At 43.6% G+C, this 17,223-nt stretch carries 17 protein-coding genes; 2 read left to right on the top strand and 15 right to left on the bottom strand.

Features of this window, described 5'->3' with window-relative positions; translation table 11 throughout:
• Positions 1-156: 156 nt before the first annotated feature.
• The 9 genes from SB658_RS00805 to sppA all read right to left on the bottom strand — a co-directional run bounded on the left by SB658_RS00805 (position 157) and on the right by sppA (position 6,690).
• Positions 157-669 carry a MogA/MoaB family molybdenum cofactor biosynthesis protein gene (locus tag SB658_RS00805; RefSeq protein ID WP_003229354.1) on the bottom strand — a complete coding sequence of 171 codons (513 nt, stop codon included), beginning with the start codon at positions 667-669 and terminating at the stop codon, positions 157-159.
• Between the two features lie 84 nt (positions 670-753).
• Positions 754-1,941, bottom strand: coding sequence for an acetate kinase (locus tag SB658_RS00800; RefSeq protein ID WP_003223511.1), 1,188 nt, complete (start codon positions 1,939-1,941; stop codon positions 754-756).
• Positions 1,942-2,113: 172 nt separating this feature from the next.
• Positions 2,114-2,317, bottom strand: coding sequence for a hypothetical protein (locus SB658_RS00795; RefSeq protein WP_120028477.1), 204 nt, complete (start codon positions 2,315-2,317; stop codon positions 2,114-2,116).
• Positions 2,289-3,278: a class I SAM-dependent methyltransferase gene (locus SB658_RS00790; protein WP_042974972.1), complete on the bottom strand. Its 990-nt coding sequence runs from the start codon at positions 3,276-3,278 to the stop codon at positions 2,289-2,291. Before SB658_RS00790 ends, SB658_RS00795 begins: the two co-directional genes overlap by 29 nt.
• A 60-nt stretch (positions 3,279-3,338) precedes the next feature.
• Positions 3,339-3,842: a thiol peroxidase gene (tpx, locus tag SB658_RS00785; RefSeq protein WP_003223506.1), complete on the bottom strand. Its 504-nt coding sequence runs from the start codon at positions 3,840-3,842 to the stop codon at positions 3,339-3,341.
• A 109-nt stretch (positions 3,843-3,951) separates the two neighbouring features.
• The gene (gene ytfJ / locus SB658_RS00780) at positions 3,952-4,407 is read right to left on the bottom strand and encodes a GerW family sporulation protein (RefSeq protein ID WP_003223504.1); all 456 of its coding nucleotides are present in this window, start codon (positions 4,405-4,407) and stop codon (positions 3,952-3,954) included.
• 13 nt (positions 4,408-4,420) lie between these two features.
• Positions 4,421-5,101 carry a DUF2953 domain-containing protein gene (locus SB658_RS00775; protein ID WP_015483561.1) on the bottom strand — a complete coding sequence of 227 codons (681 nt, stop codon included), beginning with the start codon at positions 5,099-5,101 and terminating at the stop codon, positions 4,421-4,423.
• Positions 5,102-5,175: 74 nt separating this feature from the next.
• Entirely contained in the window at positions 5,176-5,670 is a 495-nt protein-coding gene (locus SB658_RS00770; protein WP_014477652.1) for an RDD family protein, read from the bottom strand.
• Positions 5,671-5,682: 12 nt separating this feature from the next.
• Entirely contained in the window at positions 5,683-6,690 is a 1,008-nt protein-coding gene (gene sppA / locus SB658_RS00765; RefSeq protein WP_021480310.1) for a signal peptide peptidase SppA, read from the bottom strand.
• 185 nt (positions 6,691-6,875) lie between these two features.
• Here sppA and SB658_RS00760 point away from each other — a divergent pair, with 185 nt between their 5' ends.
• Positions 6,876-7,679, top strand: a complete 804-nt coding sequence (locus tag SB658_RS00760; RefSeq protein WP_046160737.1) for an NAD kinase — start codon at positions 6,876-6,878, stop codon at positions 7,677-7,679.
• A gap of 31 nt (positions 7,680-7,710) precedes the next feature.
• Here the strand turns inward: SB658_RS00760 and SB658_RS00755 are convergent, their stop codons facing one another.
• The 5 genes from SB658_RS00755 to SB658_RS00735 all read right to left on the bottom strand — a co-directional run bounded on the left by SB658_RS00755 (position 7,711) and on the right by SB658_RS00735 (position 13,745).
• Positions 7,711-9,300, bottom strand: a complete 1,590-nt coding sequence (locus SB658_RS00755) for an amidohydrolase (protein WP_144500642.1) — start codon at positions 9,298-9,300, stop codon at positions 7,711-7,713.
• A gap of 19 nt (positions 9,301-9,319) precedes the next feature.
• A complete protein-coding gene (mbcS, locus tag SB658_RS00750) occupies positions 9,320-10,909 on the bottom strand; it encodes an acyl-CoA synthetase MbcS (protein ID WP_038827971.1) in 1,590 nt (529 codons plus the stop codon).
• Positions 10,910-11,087: 178 nt separating this feature from the next.
• Positions 11,088-11,297: an alpha type acid-soluble spore protein SspA gene (sspA, locus tag SB658_RS00745; protein ID WP_003223491.1), complete on the bottom strand. Its 210-nt coding sequence runs from the start codon at positions 11,295-11,297 to the stop codon at positions 11,088-11,090.
• Between the two features lie 93 nt (positions 11,298-11,390).
• Positions 11,391-12,596 (bottom strand): tRNA uracil 4-sulfurtransferase ThiI, encoded by a 1,206-nt coding sequence (thiI, locus tag SB658_RS00740; protein WP_144500641.1) that lies wholly within the window; start codon positions 12,594-12,596, stop codon positions 11,391-11,393.
• A 3-nt stretch (positions 12,597-12,599) separates the two neighbouring features.
• Entirely contained in the window at positions 12,600-13,745 is a 1,146-nt protein-coding gene (locus SB658_RS00735) for a cysteine desulfurase family protein (RefSeq protein ID WP_021480314.1), read from the bottom strand.
• Positions 13,746-13,939: 194 nt separating this feature from the next.
• Between SB658_RS00735 and brnQ the strand changes: the two genes are divergently transcribed.
• A complete protein-coding gene (gene brnQ, locus SB658_RS00730) occupies positions 13,940-15,277 on the top strand; it encodes a branched-chain amino acid transport system II carrier protein (protein ID WP_003229322.1) in 1,338 nt (445 codons plus the stop codon).
• Positions 15,278-15,372: 95 nt separating this feature from the next.
• Here brnQ and ezrA read toward each other — a convergent pair whose 3' ends face one another.
• Complete coding sequence (ezrA, locus tag SB658_RS00725; RefSeq protein WP_003229320.1) at positions 15,373-17,061, bottom strand: septation ring formation regulator EzrA; 1,689 nt, start codon at positions 17,059-17,061, stop codon at positions 15,373-15,375.
• Positions 17,062-17,223 lie beyond the last annotated feature (162 nt).

The raw sequence follows: 17,223 nt of genomic DNA, 5'->3' as shown, positions 1-17,223 counted from the left end.
CTCTCAACCGTGTTTCTATTTTGTATAAAAATAAATTATATTTAATAAAAATACATTTTATATGTATACACTTTAACAAGTACGTTTCGTTTTTTCAAGCCTTTTATAAAAAAACTTCACCTAAATTTCAGGTGAAGTTTCATAGTATTTATTCATTTACTTGTCTTTTCTGATTTCTCTGACCACATGTGCAAGTTCAGGAATAATCAGCTTATTCATTGCCAGCTTTACCGCGCCGCTTGAGCCTGGCGTTGAGAAAACAGCGGTATGCTGAATGACGCCGGCAGTTGCTCTCGACATGATTGCGGCAGAGCCGATATCCTCTGTATAACTCAGCATCCTGAATATTTCTCCAAAGCCGGGCAGTTCTTTCGAAAACAGCGGCGTTATGGCTTCAATTGTGACATCCCGATCTGCTATGCCTGTCCCTCCGTTTAAGAGTACCGCGTCTGTCTGTTCATCCATGCAGCCTGCAAGCACTGACCGCTGCAAAGCATCCTTTTCGTCTTTTACAATTTCATATGCGGCAATATGATGACCGGCTTCTTCTAAAAATGAGATCATCAGCTTGCCGCTTTTATCGGTTTCCTCTGTCCTCGTGTCACTGACAGTAATCACTTTGCAACGAACGATATCGGGAGCTTCTTGTTTATGCTCTTGAACACTCATTGGCCCACCTCTTTTATGTTTTCTGTCTGTCACTATCATGCATCAACAAAAAAGCACATTCAAGAGAATGTGCTTTCATGCGATTTATTTTGCTAAACGAACAACGTCGCGCGCAATCATGACTTCTTCATCAGTCGGAATGATCATGACTTTTACTGGAGAATGCGGATAGCTGATGAAAGCTTCCTCGCCGCGCACGTTATTAAGCGCAGGATCCCAGTATACGCCCATGAATTCTAAACCGCGAAGAACGCGTTCTCTGACTTCCACACTGTTTTCACCGATACCGGCAGTAAAGATGATCGCATCGACACCGCTCATTCTTGCAGCGTAAGAACCGATGTATTTGTGGATTCTGCTTGCGAATACTTCAAGAGCCGTTTCCGCGCGCTCATTTCCTTCTTTCGTTGCTTCGACGATGTCACGAAGATCGCTTGAGAAACCGGAAATGCCGAGCAGTCCGCTTTTTTTGTTTAATGTATTCAATACTTCGTCAGCCGTTTGGCCTGTTTTCTCCATGATGTATGGAATCAGGGCAGGGTCGATGTTTCCAGAACGTGTACCCATTGCTACACCGGCAAGCGGCGTAAAGCCCATGGATGTGTCAATTGATTTTCCGCCTTCAACAGCCGCAATACTTGCTCCGTTTCCAAGGTGGCAGGAAATCAGGCGCAAGTCTTTTAACGGACGGCCGAGAAGCTCTGCCGCACGCTCAGTTACATATTTATGTGAAGTGCCGTGGAAGCCGTATTTACGGATGCCGAATTTTTCATAGTATTCATACGGCAAGCTGTACAGGTAAGACTGCTCAGGCATTGTTTGGTGGAATGCCGTATCAAATACAGCTACCGCAGGAACATTTGGAAGCACTTCTTTGAACGCTTTAATTCCAACGATATTTGCCGGATTGTGAAGCGGTGCCAATTCAGAAATATCTTCGATTTCCTTAATGGTTTCATCCGTTAATAAAACAGAATCGCTGAATTTTTCTCCGCCGTGAACGACACGATGGCCAATTCCGTCAATTTCATTCAAGTCTTTAATAATGCCGAATTCCGTTAACTTATTCAGCAGCATTTTAACAGCTACCGCATGATCCGGAATATCAGTTACTTCTGTATTTTTTTCGCCGTTCACAGAAATTGTGAATACGCTGTCGGCGATACCGATTCGTTCAACTAAACCCTTCGTTAAAACGGTTTCTGAAGGCATTTCGAAAAGCTGAAATTTCAAAGACGAGCTTCCTGCGTTAATTGCAATAATTTTGGACATGATTGACGCTCCTTTATACTCTGTATCAACAACTTCGTTTTTCGTACTTTTTTCCCGGTGAATATCAACATCTTCTCCGAAAAATATCTGACTTTTCCATTTAAACATTGTCATGTCGGCTTTTCAAGTCAACTTGCGTATTGATAACGCTTACAATAAGAAGTCGTTATTTTCAGACACATTCCCTATAGGTTTTGTATTGATGAACGCTTACAATTTGCGGTTTTTCCCTCTGTATTTTGTGTTTCAAAGCTGGATTCAATTCGTCAAGTCCGGTCTTCAAAAGCATAAATAAAAGCAGCTTAGGCATCGACCTCATACGGCTGTCTAAGCTGCTTTTAAAACACTTACTTTTCTTTTTTAAACCATTCATCAAATTGAGCCATCATATCAAGCATCGCCTTTTGATTGGAGAAAGACGGAAGATTCGCAAGCAGAATTTGCCCCGGCGCTTTCGTATTCTCTCCTTGTTTCTGAAGCACAAGGATGCTTTTGGCATGAGCTTCGTCTTTAAAAATAGATTTTGGCAGCTGCAACAGTGCGTTGATATGAACCTTATCTTTGAAAAACTGTTTCAGCTTGCCGCTTTGGGAGCTCTCAAACAAATGATTCGGAATCATAAAAAATAAGTAGCCGCCCGGTTTGGTATGCTTGACGCTCTGTTCAATAAACAGATGATGAGCGAAGGAATGGCCTTCGTCAGCTTTGAGCTCAAACGCTTCTGCTCCTTCGTCATTCGGATAATAGCCGACTGGCAGATCACAAATGACCGTGTCAACTGGATCGATAAACAACGGCTCAAGGCTGTCTTGGTGGAAAAGCTCAAGCTCTTTTTTCAGAAGGTTCGCTTGGGCATAGGCGATCTTCAAGAGCACATCATCAATTTCAATGCCAAAGCTGTTTGCCGTTTTTTCAGACAGCTGGTTCAGCACGGTAAACAGAAGGTTCCCAGTTCCCAAGGCTGGATCAAGAATGGTCAGTTCCTTTTTGTCCGCCATAAACTTATTCACCAAATAGCTGATGAAAAGCCCGATCGTATCCGGCGTCATCTGTCTGTTTGGATGGGAGATATCTTTCATTCCTTTAAGGACGGCAAGCTGAAAAGCCTTACGTACCCACTCATGCTCATACGTGCCGAATTCCGCTTTTTCAAGCAGAGCCTGAAGATGTTTGGTTTTCTGATCAGCAGGCAGTTTCAGCTGATCCGTTTTTTCAAGAAAATACATTTCTCCTGCTTCGGCCAGCGCCTCTATATATGAAATCTGCAATTCATTCTTTATCATAATCGCGGCTTCGTTTAACAGCTCATACACCGCACCTACATGGTCTTTTTGCATATTGTGTTCCTCCTTGCCATGAAAAAAGCTCCGGCGGCAGCCTGGAGCTTTTTTCCCTGCTTACTTCACTAATGCCTTAGCAGCCTCAATTGGCTTTTCATAGTTCGGGTGGTTTGTTGCTTCGCTTACATATTCAGCGTAAACGACTTTTCCGTTCTCATCAAGGACAAATACGGAACGAGCAAGCAGACGAAGTTCTTTAATATACACACCGAACGCTTCGCCAAATGACATATCTCTGTGGTCAGACAGTGTTTCCACTTTGTCAATTCCGTTAGCGCCGCACCAGCGCGCTTGCGCGAATGGAAGGTCTGCACTGATTGTGTAGACGTTGACATCTCCAAGCTTTGCAGCTTCTTCGTTAAAACGGCGTGTTTGTGCATCACAAACACCTGTATCAATTGAAGGGATAACAGAAATAATCGTTACCTTTCCTTTCATGTCAGCTAACGATTTTTCTTCAAGGCTGTTAGTCAGCACTGTGAAATCAGGAGCTTGATCTCCTACCTTCACTTCTTGTCCGACAAGTGTAACCGGACCGCCTTTGAATGTAATTTCAGCCATTATAATTCCTCCCTTTAGTATGTATGTCTCTATCATAGTAAAGTTTCCTGCAAACTGCAAAGTTTATGCCAAAAAAAAGTTAACTGCGGCCAGCGCAGTTAACCTTTTTTTAATAATTCATATTGTTCATTTGGTTTTGATTTTGGCCCTGGCCTTGGTTCTTGTTATTTTTCTTGAACATTTGCTGGATGCGCTCGAGTGTTTGAGGGGCTGCGTCTAAAATTTTCTCTATTAAATGGGTATTTTCATCTAAATGAAGCATTCTGATGCCTGTCGATCCGACAATTAAAAACGCGATCGGCGTAATGGACACACCGCCCCCGCTTCCGCCTCCGAAAGGAAGTTTCTGTTCTCTTGTCTCATCGTCTTCCGATTTCTTTTCGGCCGGCTTTCCGCCAAACTCGCTTCCGCCTGCGGCGAATCCGAATCCAACTTTAGAAACAGTTAAAATCACACTTCCATCAGGCGTTTCTACTGGATCTCCGATGATGGTGTTAACATCAATCATTTCCTTCAAGTTTTCCATTGCGGTTTTCATTAACCCTTGGATGGGATGGTCTGCCATATACGCTTCCTCCTTAAACTGATGAATCATTCTTTGAAGTCATTCTAGCCGACGGATTCTTCTTTAATACGGATAGCTCCCGTCCGTATTTGACGAATTTGAAAGCTGCAAGCATAGCATGTCCAAAGCGAAAAAAGAATATACACTGAAAATGGGTCTTGGAAACAGGGACTTGAAACGACGGGATCACCTCATAGACAGGTTTATTCACAAAGTCCAGGTGGTCGTAGAGCATTGCTGCGATACCGCCCTTCACACCCCATACAGCACCTGTTAACACACCTGTCACTGCCGCGTCCTGAATTCCGATTACTGTAACCCATTCTAGTTTTGTGATATGTAAATGCGCGAGAAAAGATGCGCTGATTTTTCGTAGTCTGGTAACCTGATGCAAAAGCATTTCGATTTTATTAATGCTTTGCTGCACATCGTTTTGTGTAATTTTTTTCTTTCCGCTGCTTTTTTTCATTTTAGATTCAGTTTTTTGTTTGATATCCACTGTTCCGTCTTCTTTGTTCACCTTAATCGCCGGGATTGTTTTTTTGATCCTTATAAGGCCAAACAGCGCCGTAATCTTCAAGGTCAATTTGTCATTATCAGCGGCATGAAGATACTCCAGCGCGACATGGATTTTCATTCTGAGAAGCAGTACGATCCCTATGAGAATAAGAATGGCTGTCAGTACATACACCATATTCTTCACTTCCTCTAGGAGCATTATCGCCAATTCCTAAAAAAATAAACCCGGACGGAGGCCCGGGTTATCGGTTATTTACGGTATAATTTTTCATGCACCACGGTGGTATCCGCGATGTAATCATGAATCCCTTGTTTTGTAGGTGAAAAGGCAACAACGATATATAAAATCCAAATCTTATCAATATACCGTCCCACCACTTCACGAAAAATCACTGTACTCCATGTCAGCTTGCTATCTTGCTTCACAGAAACCACTTTGAGGCCGAACACCATTTTACCAAGCGTCTGCCTGAAGTATTTTGTCATGAGTGCGAAATAGGCAAGATACACAATAAGCGTTGTCACACTGTAGGCCGAGAAGGTAAACATGCCGGATGTTTTCGGCAGATCCAATACGGTAAAGAGGGGAGAAACGAGCAAATGGTTTAATCCCCATATCACGAGCCAATCAAGCAGGAAAGCCCAGAAACGAACCCAAAAGCCAGCATAGGCATGTGTCAGCTGCTCCGCTTCTTGCGGGCCTTTGATGTCATTGCGCTCTAACTCTTCATATGTCGCGTCCATTATTGTTCCCTCCTACTTCGCATAGAGATACATCATTCTCGGCGAACCGGATTGCGATAGAATTTCTCTCATATTCAAAAAATCAATTTCACTTTTAAACATTTTGTTCGCGCCCATGGAAAACAGTGAGCCTAATCCGAAGCTTTCCTCATAAGAAATGACAGAGGCGTTTTTCAAATCCTTGTGATCCTTTTTCATGGCCGTAATGGTATCGTCATAAAAACCAAGCTCATCAACGAGGTTCAGTTTTTTCGCCTGCCGTCCGTCATACACGCGGCCGTCCGCAATTTTCTTTACCTCTGCTTTCGGCATGCTGCGCCCTTTTGAAATGACATCAACAAAGCCTTCATACGAATTATCAACCATCGATTGCATGATGTTTTTTTCTTCTTTCGTCATCTCACGGGAAGGAGACATAATGTCCTTATGGGCCCCGCTCTTAATCGTTTCAAAAGAAATGCCAAGCTTATCGGCAAGCTTTGAATAATTGACGCTTTCCATAATGACGCCGAGTGACCCGGTCAGGGTTTCCGGTGTAGCAAAAATCTTATCAGCCGCTGTTGAGATGTAATAGCCTCCGGATGCTGCCATCGAACCCATTGACACGTAAATCGGTTTTTTCGTTTCTTTCTTGATTTCTTCCAGTTTCTTATGTATTTCAGCACTTTCATACACTCCGCCACCCGGAGAATTCACCTTCAGAACGATACCTTTGACCGTCTTGTCATCTTTTGCGCGCTCAAGGTTTTTTAAGAACGTTCTGTGGTTATATCCGTCTGCACCAAGCAGACTGCTTGAGTCCCCATTATCCTGAATGGTGCCGCTGACCTCTAATACGGCAATTTTACTTGAGAGACTGCCGTTTTCCAGCGTCTTTTCCTGCGATTCATCCGTCAGTGATGTGAGATCCGTTTGAGCGCCTTTGACGCTTTCAAAGAAACTCATAGAGATGCTGACGATAATAGACACGCCGAAAATCCCCAGAGCAATCACTAATGCAATCCATCTTTTTGCATTCATTTTTTCTCCTCCTTTTTCCCAAACTCTCTCATTATACGATTCAATATGAAAAATGTTTCACTTCATGAGAAAGCTCCGGCTTAACGGGCTGCCGGCAAACGTGGTACACTTATGGCCAAAGGTATTTTATCACAAATACTGGATGGCAGAAAAACTTAAATATGACAGCAAAGGGGAAATGGGATATGACCGATCAACGCCGTAATGTTTATTTTTTTCACAAACAGGATCAGGAAACGAACGAACAAGCCCACTCGTTAACACAATTGGCGGAAGAGCATGGATTTACCGTTGTGAACCAGCACTCAGACGCCAATATTATCGCTAGCATTGGCGGGGACGGCACATTTTTGCAGGCAGTCAGAAAGACGAATTTTCGTGACGACTGCTTGTACGTCGGCATTACCAAAAAGGGGAAAGCTCATTTATATTGCGACTTTCATAGTGATGAGCGAGAAAAAATGGTCGATGCAATGACGTTCGAACAAATTGAAGTGAGAAAATACCCGCTAATTGAAGTGACAGTGGATCAAGCCAGTCCTTTTCACTGCTTAAACGAGGTATCCATCCGCTCAAGCATCATCAAAACCTTTGTGATGGACGTGCTGATTGACGATCTTCACTTTGAAACATTTAGAGGTGACGGGATGATTATCTCAACGCCTACAGGCAGCACCGCCTATAACAAATCTGTTGCAGGAGCGGTTGTTGATCCATTGCTTCCATGCATGCAGGTATCAGAGCTTGCATCCCTTAACAATAATACCTACCGGACACTCGGCTCGCCATTTGTCCTCAGCTCTGACCGAAAGCTGACCCTTCGTGTGGTGCAGGACGGCAACGAACACCCAATCATCGGTTTGGACAATGAAGCACTCAGCACGAGAAATGTGAAAACGATCGAAATCAAACTGTCTAATAAGAAAATCAAAACAGTCAAACTAAAGGACAATTCATTTTGGGAAAAAGTGAAGCGTACTTTTTTATAGAAAATAAAAGGACAGGCTGCTGCCTGTCCTTTTATGATTTCTCATATACAATCTGGCCGTTAATCACAGTTTTTTTAATATCTAAAAGATGAAGCTGTGCGGGGTCAATGGCAAACGGATCACCACTGAGAACTGTAAAATCCGCGTCATAGCCTTCCGCAATTTTCCCGCGTGACTTCTCTTTATAAATGATACCGGCGCTACCTTCTGTATAAAGCTTTATCGCTTCATATACAGGTAAACATTCACTTTCATTATAGCTTGGCCCGTTTTGCTCATGACTGCTTTTCCTGAGGACCGCGGACTGGATCCCTAGAAGCGGGTCAACAGGCTCAATCGGGGCGTCTGAACCGCCCGCGCATAAAATGCCTTTAGATATGAGGGTTTTCCAGGCAAATGCAGTCTTCATCCGGTCTTTTCCGAGACGGTCAATGACCCATGGAAAGTCGCTTGCAACGAAATGCGGCTGAAGATCAAGTGCGATCGGCATGCGTGCTGCTCTCTCGATTAATTCGTTATCAAGCACTTGGGCATGAATAAGCCGATCATGCCGGCCGTTTTTGGGCGGATGCTTTTCAATTGCGTTCAGCACTTTTTCAAAAGCAAGATCTCCGATTGCATGAACAGCAACCTCCATCCCTTTTTCTCTCGCTTTGCGAATGAGCCGGCCAAGGGTTTCGTCATCGTGAACCTGAACACCATTTGTTGATGGATCATCCTGATATGGTTCTTTCAACAAAGCCGTTCTCCCGCCAAGCGCCCCGTCCGCAAAGATTTTCATCGCACCAAACTCCACATAAGGGCCGGACGGCTTATCCAGCTGCTCCCATCGATCGACCGCTTCATGATGAACGAGCAAATGGCAGCGGAACGGATACTTTCCGCCAGCGGCAGCTTTCTCATAAGCTTTCAACGGCACCGAAACATCACCATAATAGGACAAGTCTTCCGAATGACCGCCCGTCAGGCCTTTTGTCCAGCAATCCTTTATTGCAGCCGTTAATGCCTCATCGACATAGTGCTGGGAGACTGGCGGGACAGCGTTCAGAATCAAATCCTGCGCCTTATCAAACAGGAGTCCGGTCGGCTCGCCATTTGCATCTTTTACGATGACTCCGGCGTCAGGATCAGGAGTATTTCTTGAAATTCCCGCTGCTTGAAGAGCCGCAGAATTGACAGCTATTGCATGCCGGCATATACGCTTGAGCAAGACGGGCCTGTCAGGAAACAGGCGATCAAGATCATGCTTAGTCAAGTAGTCAGGTGTCTCAAACTGATTTTCATTCCAGCCTTCTCCAATGAGCCAATCGTTTTTAGGAAGCTGCCGCTCTCTTTCCTTCGCAGCCTGTAAAATTGAATCTTTCGACGTCAGTGCGGACAGATCGAGCTGAAGCTGTTTCTCACCGTGGCCGATCAAATGTAGATGGCTGTCAACAAAACCGGGGAACATCACTGCTCCGTTCAGGCTGATTTCTTCTGTTTCCGGCGACCCGTACTTTTCCTTCAAACGTTCATAGCTGCCGGTGCTTTTTATGACACCATCCTCAACATAAACTGCCTCAGTCCGATCGCCTTCTTTGAGCATCGTATAAATGAAACCGCCGTGCCATATCGCCTTCATTCACGTTCACTCTCTTTCTTTACGCCTTTTTATTGGCTTTGAGCTGTTCTTCACGTTTTCTTAATTCCACTCGTCTGATTTTTGCAGAAGCCGTTTTCGGCAGGCTTTCCACAAATTCAATTTCTCTAGGATATTTGTATGGAGCGGTAATCGTCTTCACATGGTTTTGCAGCATTTTGACAAGCTCATCACTGCGTTTTTCATGATTTTGCAGGACAACATATGCCTTTACAATGGAGCCTCTGATTTCATCAGGGCTCGCGACAACAGCACATTCTTTTACTTCTGGGTGCTTAACAAGCGCGTCTTCCACCTCGAAAGGCCCGATCGTATAGCCGGAGCTGATAATAATATCGTCATTTCGGCTTTCAAACCAGAAGTAACCTTCCTCATCTTTTCTTGCTCTGTCTCCCGTTAGGAAATAATCGCCGCGAATTTGTGTTTTCATTCTTTCCGGATCTTTAAAATACTCTTTAAAGAGCGCAGGCGTACTGAGGTGAACAGCGATATCGCCAACCTCACCAGGTTTGCAGATTTCACCGTCTTCATTTATGATCTCCACCTGATTTCCCGGTGTCGGTTTTCCCATGCTTCCCGGTTTAATAGGCGTATCTTTCAAAACACCAACCAAAAGCGTGCTTTCTGTTTGGCCATATCCGTCCCGTACCTTAATGCCAAAGTGCTTTTGGAAAACATCAATGACTTCACGATTGAGCGGCTCACCTGCGGAAACAGCGCTGTGCAGGGCAGAAAGATCAAAACGGTCCAAGCCTTCAACCTTCGCCATTAAGCGGTATTCTGTCGGCGTGCAGCAGAAAACATTGATTTTGTAGCGATTTAAAAGCTCTAGATATTTTTCTGCTTTGAATCTGCCGTGGTACACAAAACCGGTTGCTCCGCTGCCAAGCACCGCTAAAAACGGACTCCATACCCACTTTTGCCAGCCAGGGGCAGCAGTAGCCCAGACGATATCCTTTTCAGAAATATCAAGCCAAGCGCCGGCAGAAGTTTTTAAATGAGCAAATGCCCATCCATGTGTATGTACAACACCTTTCGGCTGACCTGTTGTCCCGGATGTATAAGATAAGAAAGCCATATCATCTCTTGTTGTGTCAGCTGTTTTAAATTGGCTTCCGTCCGCTTCAATTGATAAGAGGTTTTTCCAGCCGGCATCATTTTCACCAATAGACAGTGTAATCAGTTTGTCAGTCGTACTGACATCCCGGAAAGCGCCAATAAATTCTGAGTAGACGATAGCGCCTTTTACCTCTGCATGTTCAATCCGGTATTCAAGATCTTTCGCGCGAAGCATTTCGGAGCACGGAATGACAACCATTCCTGATTTCAGGATAGCCAAATAAACAGCATAGGCTTCAAGCACCCGCGGTACCATTACAATCAGCTTGTCTCCCTTTTTAAATCCAAGATCAGCTAAGGCCGCTCCGATTTTATTTGTTTCTTCCATCAGCTTTTCATACGACCAAGATTCTTGCTTGCCCGACTCGTCCTCCCAAAGAAGAGCGGTTTTTTGTCCAGCAGCACTGAACTTTTCCATTTCATTCACTAAATTATATTGCACAGGGGCAATTAAATCTTCACGTTTTAACACGAACAACTCCTCACTTTCTCCACCCATTATACATAAATACAGGCTCTTTCCGTAAGGATATGCCTAAAAGCAACCTCTGTAAACATAGATTTTATAGGCCGCTGGTCCTTTTTTATATGTAAAAAATGAAAAAGAGTGGGGATACCCCCACTCCTAAGCCATTATGTGAAATTGTAAATTAGAATTGTCCTCCGCCCATGTTTTGTTGAGCAAAAGATACAAGACGTTTTGTGATCTCTCCTCCAACAGAACCGTTAGCGCGAGAAGTTGTGTCTGCTCCAAGGTTTACACCGAATTCAGAAGCGATTTCTAATTTCATTTGGTCGATCGCTTGAGCAGCTCCTGGTACTAAAAGGTTGTTGCTGTTACCTGAGTTATTGTTAGCCATGTGTCTCACCTCCTTGTGAGTATAGAATGTGTCAAAACACATGGCTTCATTCAGAAAAACTTTGGTAATTGTATACAGGAGCTGAAAATTGATTTAAAAGAGTTCAGCGAATTTATCGTTAGCTTCTTGTTCGCTATACAGGGTCATTGTCTCAATGTTATCTACCGCTTCTTGAATATACGGCTCGAAATCAACAAAGCTTTCAAAGTGTTCAATTTTCTCTTTTTTAGGGCGTGTTTTCGGGCTTGGCGGTGTAAAGATCGTGCAACAGTCTTCAAACGGCTGAATGCTTGTCTCATATGTGCCAATTTCCCGTGATTTTTCGATGATTTCTGTTTTGTCCATGGCGATTAGCGGACGCAAAATCGGTGTTGACGTCACCGCATTAATTGCATACATGCTTTCAAGCGTTTGGCTCGCTACCTGACCGAGGCTTTCTCCCGTAATAATGGCAAGCCCGTTTCTCTTTTCTCTGATTCTGTCGGCTATCTGAAGCATGAGGCGGCGGGTTGCCGTCATTGTGTAATTTTCAGGAATTTGTTTTTGGATGAGCTCTTGCGTTTTTGTAAATGGAACAATATGAAGTGTCATGCTTCCCCCAAAACGGGACAGACATTTCGCCAGATCCATTACCTTTTGCTTTGCGCGCTCGCTTGTGTATGGCGGGCTGAAGAAATGAACAGCTTCTACCGACAATCCCCGTTTCATCGCATAAAAACCGGCCACAGGGCTGTCAAAACCGCCAGAAAGCATCAGCATCGCTTTTCCTGCTGAACCAACTGGCAGCCCGCCTGCACCTTTTTCATCACGAATTGTCAAAAATGTTGCTTCTTCCCTGATTTCGATTCTGAGCGGGATGTCTGGGTTGCGAACATCGACCGTCAATCCTTCTGTATTTCGCAAAATATGGCCGCCGATTTCAGCGTTCATCTGGTTTGTATCTAATTCAAATTGCTTATACGCTCTCTTTGTCGCGACTTTAAACGTATCACCTGGTTTATACTGATCTTTGATAGCCTTTAGTGCGGTTGTCTTAATATCATCAAGGCGGCTGTCACATTTAATTGCCAGGCTGAAGCTTTGAATCCCAAACACTTGCTTTAAATGAGGAAAAAGAGCCTCAGGATCCTCTCCATTTAATGTAATCGTCATACGATCCCTGTTGGAAAAGTATTTTAAATTCGGATAGTCTTTCAAAACGAGTCTGATGTTTTGTTTTAAGCGCTCAATAAAGCTTTTTCTGTTTTTGCCTTTGGTCGAAATTTCCCCAAAACGAATTAATATATGATCGTAATTCATGTTCTACCTCATCATTTTCCTTAATTTTTTGATGCCAGGACGAAGCGCGTTCATAAACGGTTCTGCCACATCGCTTGTCTGGCTGTAATTTAAACTGATTCTGATGCTGCTTCCGGCAATCTGCTCTCCTTTGCCCATCTCTAAGAGAACCTTGCTGGGCTTATGTTCTTTTGCCGAGCAAGCCGATGTTGTGGAGACGAAAATATCCTGTTCCTCAAGCATGTGTAAAAGCACTTCCGCTTTAATCCCCGGTACAGAGAAATTAATAATGTGCGGCGCGCTATTCATTTGAGGCGTGTTGATAACGACGCCCTCAATTTCACTCAGCCTTTTCATAAACAATTCCTTTGCGGCAGTCATCGTGTCAAGCCGTGTGTCAAAATCAGCAGAGGCAAGATTAATGGCCTTGGCAAGCGAAACCGCTCCAGCAGTATGTTCTGTTCCGGCCCGTATGCCTTTTTGCTGAGAGCCTCCCGTTATGAGCGGAATAAGGCGTGTTCCTTCTTTTACAATAAGTGCGCCTGTCCCCTTCAGCCCGTGAAATTTATGCCCGGAAATTGAACATAGATCAATGCCGGCCTTTTCAATTGCCAAGGGCACTTTATAGATGCCCTGCACATAATCGACGTGGAACAAAATGTTCGGGTGCTTCTTCAGCACTTCCCCTGCCGCTTCAATCGGCTGCACGGAACCGACTTCATTGTTCACATGCATCATGCTGACAAGCACGGTATCGGGACGGATGGCTGCTTTTAGATCTTCAATAGAAACAAATCCGTCTTCATTCACAGAAAGATAAGTGATATCAAACCCGAACAACTCTTTCAGCTGTTCTAACGATTCCGTAACGGATGGATGTTCAATAGAAGTGGCAATGATATGTTTGCCTGTTTTTATCTTTGACAAAGCCGCTCCTTTTAAAGCCGCATTATTGGCTTCTGTGGCGCCTGACGTAAATACAATATCATATTTTTTTAGGCCTAAGGACCTTTTGATTTGATTTTTGGCTGCTTGAAGCAGCTGTTCCGTTTCGGCTCCATATCGGTGCAAAGATGAAGGATTGCCAAAGTATCGGCTGCTTGTCTGTTCATATACGTTCAAGACTTCATCGTAAGGCTTAGTCGTTGAACTATTATCTAAATATATCATCTTTTTTACTCCTTTATGAAAGCGGTACAAGGTATGATATTTATGTTACCATAACAAAATTTAATAGAAAATTACGAAAAACTAGTATTGACTTCTAATTTTTTTACCATATAATAAGATTTGTTCGTTTCGTCATATTATCTGACAATTAATTGACAGAATATTTTAACATAATTATTAGGAGGATTTTTTTCATGAAACACTCACTGCCTGTCAAAGATACCATTATTATTGGTTTCATGCTATTTGCGTTATTCTTTGGAGCAGGAAATATGATTTATCCGCCGGAACTTGGACAAGCAGCCGGACACAACGTCTGGAAGGCCATCGGCGGATTTTTACTGACAGGGGTAGGCCTGCCGCTTCTCGGCATTATCGCCATCGCATTAACCGGTAAGGACGCTAAAGGCCTTGCTGACAAAGCGCACCCTGTTTTCGGCACAATCTTTACTGTCGTGCTTTATTTATCAATCGGACCATTATTCGCCATCCCGAGAACAGGAACTGTTTCATATGAAATTGGCGCTGTTCCGTTTTTGACTGGCGTACCAGAAAGACTTTCTTTATTAATATTTACACTTATCTTTTTCGGTGTTACGTACTATTTAGCGTTAAACCCATCCAAGGTTGTCGATCGAGTCGGAAAAATTCTGACTCCCATCAAATTCACAATTATTTTAATCATTGTTCTCAAAGCCATCTTCACGCCGATGGGCGGATTGGGCGCCGTGACAGAAGCATATAAAGGAACACCGGTTTTTAAAGGATTTTTAGAAGGCTATAAAACAATGGACGCACTTGCTTCAATTGTATTTGGCGTTGTCGTTGTAAATGCTGTAAAAAGCAAAGGCGTCACACAGTCTAAAGCTCTTGCTGCAGCCTGCATTAAAGCAGGTGTGATTGCCGCTTTAGGCCTGACTTTCATTTATGTATCCCTTGCTTATTTAGGTGCAACAAGCACAAATGCCATTGGTCCTGTTGGTGAAGGAGCTAAAATTTTATCTGCGTCTTCCCATTATTTATTCGGTTCATTAGGCAACATCGTACTCGGAGCAGCGATTACAGTCGCATGTTTAACAACAAGCATCGGCCTTGTCACATCTTGCGGCCAATATTTTTCAAAACTTATTCCGGCATTATCATATAAAATTGTCGTTACGATTGTCACGTTATTCAGCTTGATCATTGCGAATTTCGGACTCGCGCAAATTATCGCGTTTTCTGTTCCTATTTTATCAGCTATCTATCCGCTTGCCATTGTCATTATCGTTCTTTCCTTCATCGATAAGATCTTTAAAGAAAGACGCGAAGTGTACATCGCATGCTTGATCGGTACAGGACTTTTCAGTATTTTAGACGGTATCAAAGCAGCCGGTTTTTCACTTGGATCTTTAGATGTGTTTCTAAATGCGAATCTTCCTCTTTACAGCCTCGGCATCGGCTGGGTGCTTCCAGGAATCGTCGGAGCGGTTATCGGCTATGTGCTGACCTTATTCATCGGACCATCCAAACAGCTTAATGAAATAAGTTAATGTCACAGAACGCCTGCGTTATTGCGCAGGCGTTTTGTAATGAAAAAAAGAGCCTGCTCATTACACTGCGGGCTCTTTTTCATGGTCGTGATTATCTAAGCGGATATGTCAGCTTTGATTTTTTCAACTGCACCTGGCGCAGCCTTTTCTACAGCGGCAGCTGCAATTTCATAAGAGTCGTCATAATCAAAAGCATAAAAACGTCTTTCCGCTTCTTTCAGCTGTTCTGATAAAATGTGATTTTGGCTTCTGAACCGGTTTCCGAACTGAATGATTTTTTCAATGAGGATGACCTGCTCGACAAGTTCCTCTGATTCCCGGCTTGCCCTGTTGACGATATCTTCTGCTTGTTTCAAATGGGCTCCGGCTTCTTCCATATTTAATGGAAGTTCGTTTAGTTGATTGACTGTTTCTTGAATATGATGATGCGCGTTCTCCAGCATCTCTTGAATATGGCTCGGAATGCCTGGAATGTTGCTAGTCTTCAGCAGTCTAGCTGTCTCAGAAATTGTTTTTTTCAAATTGCTGAGCGTCTCCCTCGCCTGAAGCTCTTCTTTTCTCAGCGCTTGCAGGTTTTCACGATACTCGGCATGCTCTTTTTTCACTTCTTCAATTTGCTTCTCTATTGAAGCAACTTCTTCTACTAAAAGTGAGTAGGCGACATGCTCTGCATCGAGCTTATCTTTAACGGATGATAGCAGCTTCCCAATTTCATCAAGGCGCTTTTCAAAAGCCTGCTGTTTGCCGAGCTCACCGGCTGTCAGCCTGTAGCTTTCCTTCACCAGCTCAGTTTCCGCTTTCGTATGCTCTTTCTCTTCTTTAAGCTTGTCGTAAGCAATAATCAATTCAGGCATTTTGCTTAGTACGGATTGACCGGCTTCAACTTCGCCCTCCAGCTGCTGATAAACAGATTGAATATTTTCGTCAATGAGCTGCAGGATTGCGGACGCTTCATCAATATCCAGCTCAGTCATCAGGACATGTTCCGCTCGTTTCAGCTGGTTTGACAGATTTTCTAATTCCTTATCAAGCTGGATATGCTCAAGCTTGTACCCTTTTTCTTTCATTTCGCCATAGCCATCCTTGAGCTTTGCAATCTGTCCGGGCACCGTCTGTTTACAGTCAGCTAACAGCTTCGGCACATCATCTATGTATGACTGAAGCCGTTCAAGATTGCGGTCCTGCTCAAGCAGTACTTTTCGTGCAGTAATATAGTTTCCGCCTTCTGTTTCTTCTTCAAATTGTTTGATGCCGCTCCAAATTTCGTCCAGATCCTTTTCAAGGCTGTCATAAAGCTCCCCGTAAAGGTGGCTGTAAGCCAGCAGGTTTTTTCGAGATTTCGAATAGCGCTCCCTCACCTGTTCAATCTCTTCACGGCTCTTTTCCTCACTTGTGACAAGATCGCTGATTTCCCGAAGAATCTTTTCAATGCTTGATTCAGCCGCTGTCAGCAGGTCGTCGATATGAACGAGCACTTGATTGGCCTTTTTAAACCGGTATTTGTCTGCATTTTCCTCGGCATCATAAAGGAGCTCTTCAACTTTCGGCATGTGGGCTGTGACAATCTCGTCCCATTCTTCACGCCACTTCTCAAAGAACTCTTCTGTCTGACCCGTCATTTTTAAATGTTTTATTTTAGACATTTCTTCCACGATCGACCGATTCAGAATTTCAATCTTCCACGATTCCAGCCGGTCGATTTCGGCGTAGATTTTTTTCCTGAAAAAGTAGCCTGCCGCAAACAGCGCAAGCAGTACAATTAATAATCCAATGACAAACTCCATAATGAGCCCCCTTGCTGTTTACCTTAATCTGTCAGGGTGTTTTATTTATTCAGAAAGATTTCAGGATATGTATTGAGAAAAACTGTCGTTTTCATTGTTATTATGATACCATGTAACAAACATTTTTTGACCAGAAATCAAAAACTTTTTGTGCAAAATCGG

This window comes from Bacillus sp. SIMBA_008 (assembly GCF_046535495.1).
Taxonomy (GTDB): Bacteria; Bacillota; Bacilli; order Bacillales; family Bacillaceae; genus Bacillus; species Bacillus subtilis.
Note: the sequence above shows the minus strand (reverse complement) of the source record. Positions and strands in the feature narration are given on the sequence as shown.

What these genes read in the sequence shown, in the direction of transcription:
- SB658_RS00755 (WP_144500642.1), bottom strand. Translation starts at nt 9,300, where the DNA reads ATGAAGGCGATATGGCACGGCGGTTTCATTTATACGATGCTCAAAGAA.
- ezrA (WP_003229320.1), bottom strand. Translation starts at nt 17,061, where the DNA reads ATGGAGTTTGTCATTGGATTATTAATTGTACTGCTTGCGCTGTTTGCG.
- tpx (WP_003223506.1), bottom strand. Translation starts at nt 3,842, where the DNA reads ATGGCTGAAATTACATTCAAAGGCGGTCCGGTTACACTTGTCGGACAA.
- thiI (WP_144500641.1), bottom strand. Translation starts at nt 12,596, where the DNA reads ATGAATTACGATCATATATTAATTCGTTTTGGGGAAATTTCGACCAAA.
- SB658_RS00760 (WP_046160737.1), top strand. Translation starts at nt 6,876, where the DNA reads ATGACCGATCAACGCCGTAATGTTTATTTTTTTCACAAACAGGATCAG.
- SB658_RS00805 (WP_003229354.1), bottom strand. Translation starts at nt 669, where the DNA reads ATGAGTGTTCAAGAGCATAAACAAGAAGCTCCCGATATCGTTCGTTGC.
- sspA (WP_003223491.1), bottom strand. Translation starts at nt 11,297, where the DNA reads ATGGCTAACAATAACTCAGGTAACAGCAACAACCTTTTAGTACCAGGA.
- SB658_RS00770 (WP_014477652.1), bottom strand. Translation starts at nt 5,670, where the DNA reads ATGGACGCGACATATGAAGAGTTAGAGCGCAATGACATCAAAGGCCCG.
- brnQ (WP_003229322.1), top strand. Translation starts at nt 13,940, where the DNA reads ATGAAACACTCACTGCCTGTCAAAGATACCATTATTATTGGTTTCATG.
- SB658_RS00800 (WP_003223511.1), bottom strand. Translation starts at nt 1,941, where the DNA reads ATGTCCAAAATTATTGCAATTAACGCAGGAAGCTCGTCTTTGAAATTT.
- SB658_RS00790 (WP_042974972.1), bottom strand. Translation starts at nt 3,278, where the DNA reads ATGCAAAAAGACCATGTAGGTGCGGTGTATGAGCTGTTAAACGAAGCC.
- SB658_RS00735 (WP_021480314.1), bottom strand. Translation starts at nt 13,745, where the DNA reads ATGATATATTTAGATAATAGTTCAACGACTAAGCCTTACGATGAAGTC.
- SB658_RS00775 (WP_015483561.1), bottom strand. Translation starts at nt 5,101, where the DNA reads ATGGTGTATGTACTGACAGCCATTCTTATTCTCATAGGGATCGTACTG.
- ytfJ (WP_003223504.1), bottom strand. Translation starts at nt 4,407, where the DNA reads ATGGCAGACCATCCCATCCAAGGGTTAATGAAAACCGCAATGGAAAAC.
- sppA (WP_021480310.1), bottom strand. Translation starts at nt 6,690, where the DNA reads ATGAATGCAAAAAGATGGATTGCATTAGTGATTGCTCTGGGGATTTTC.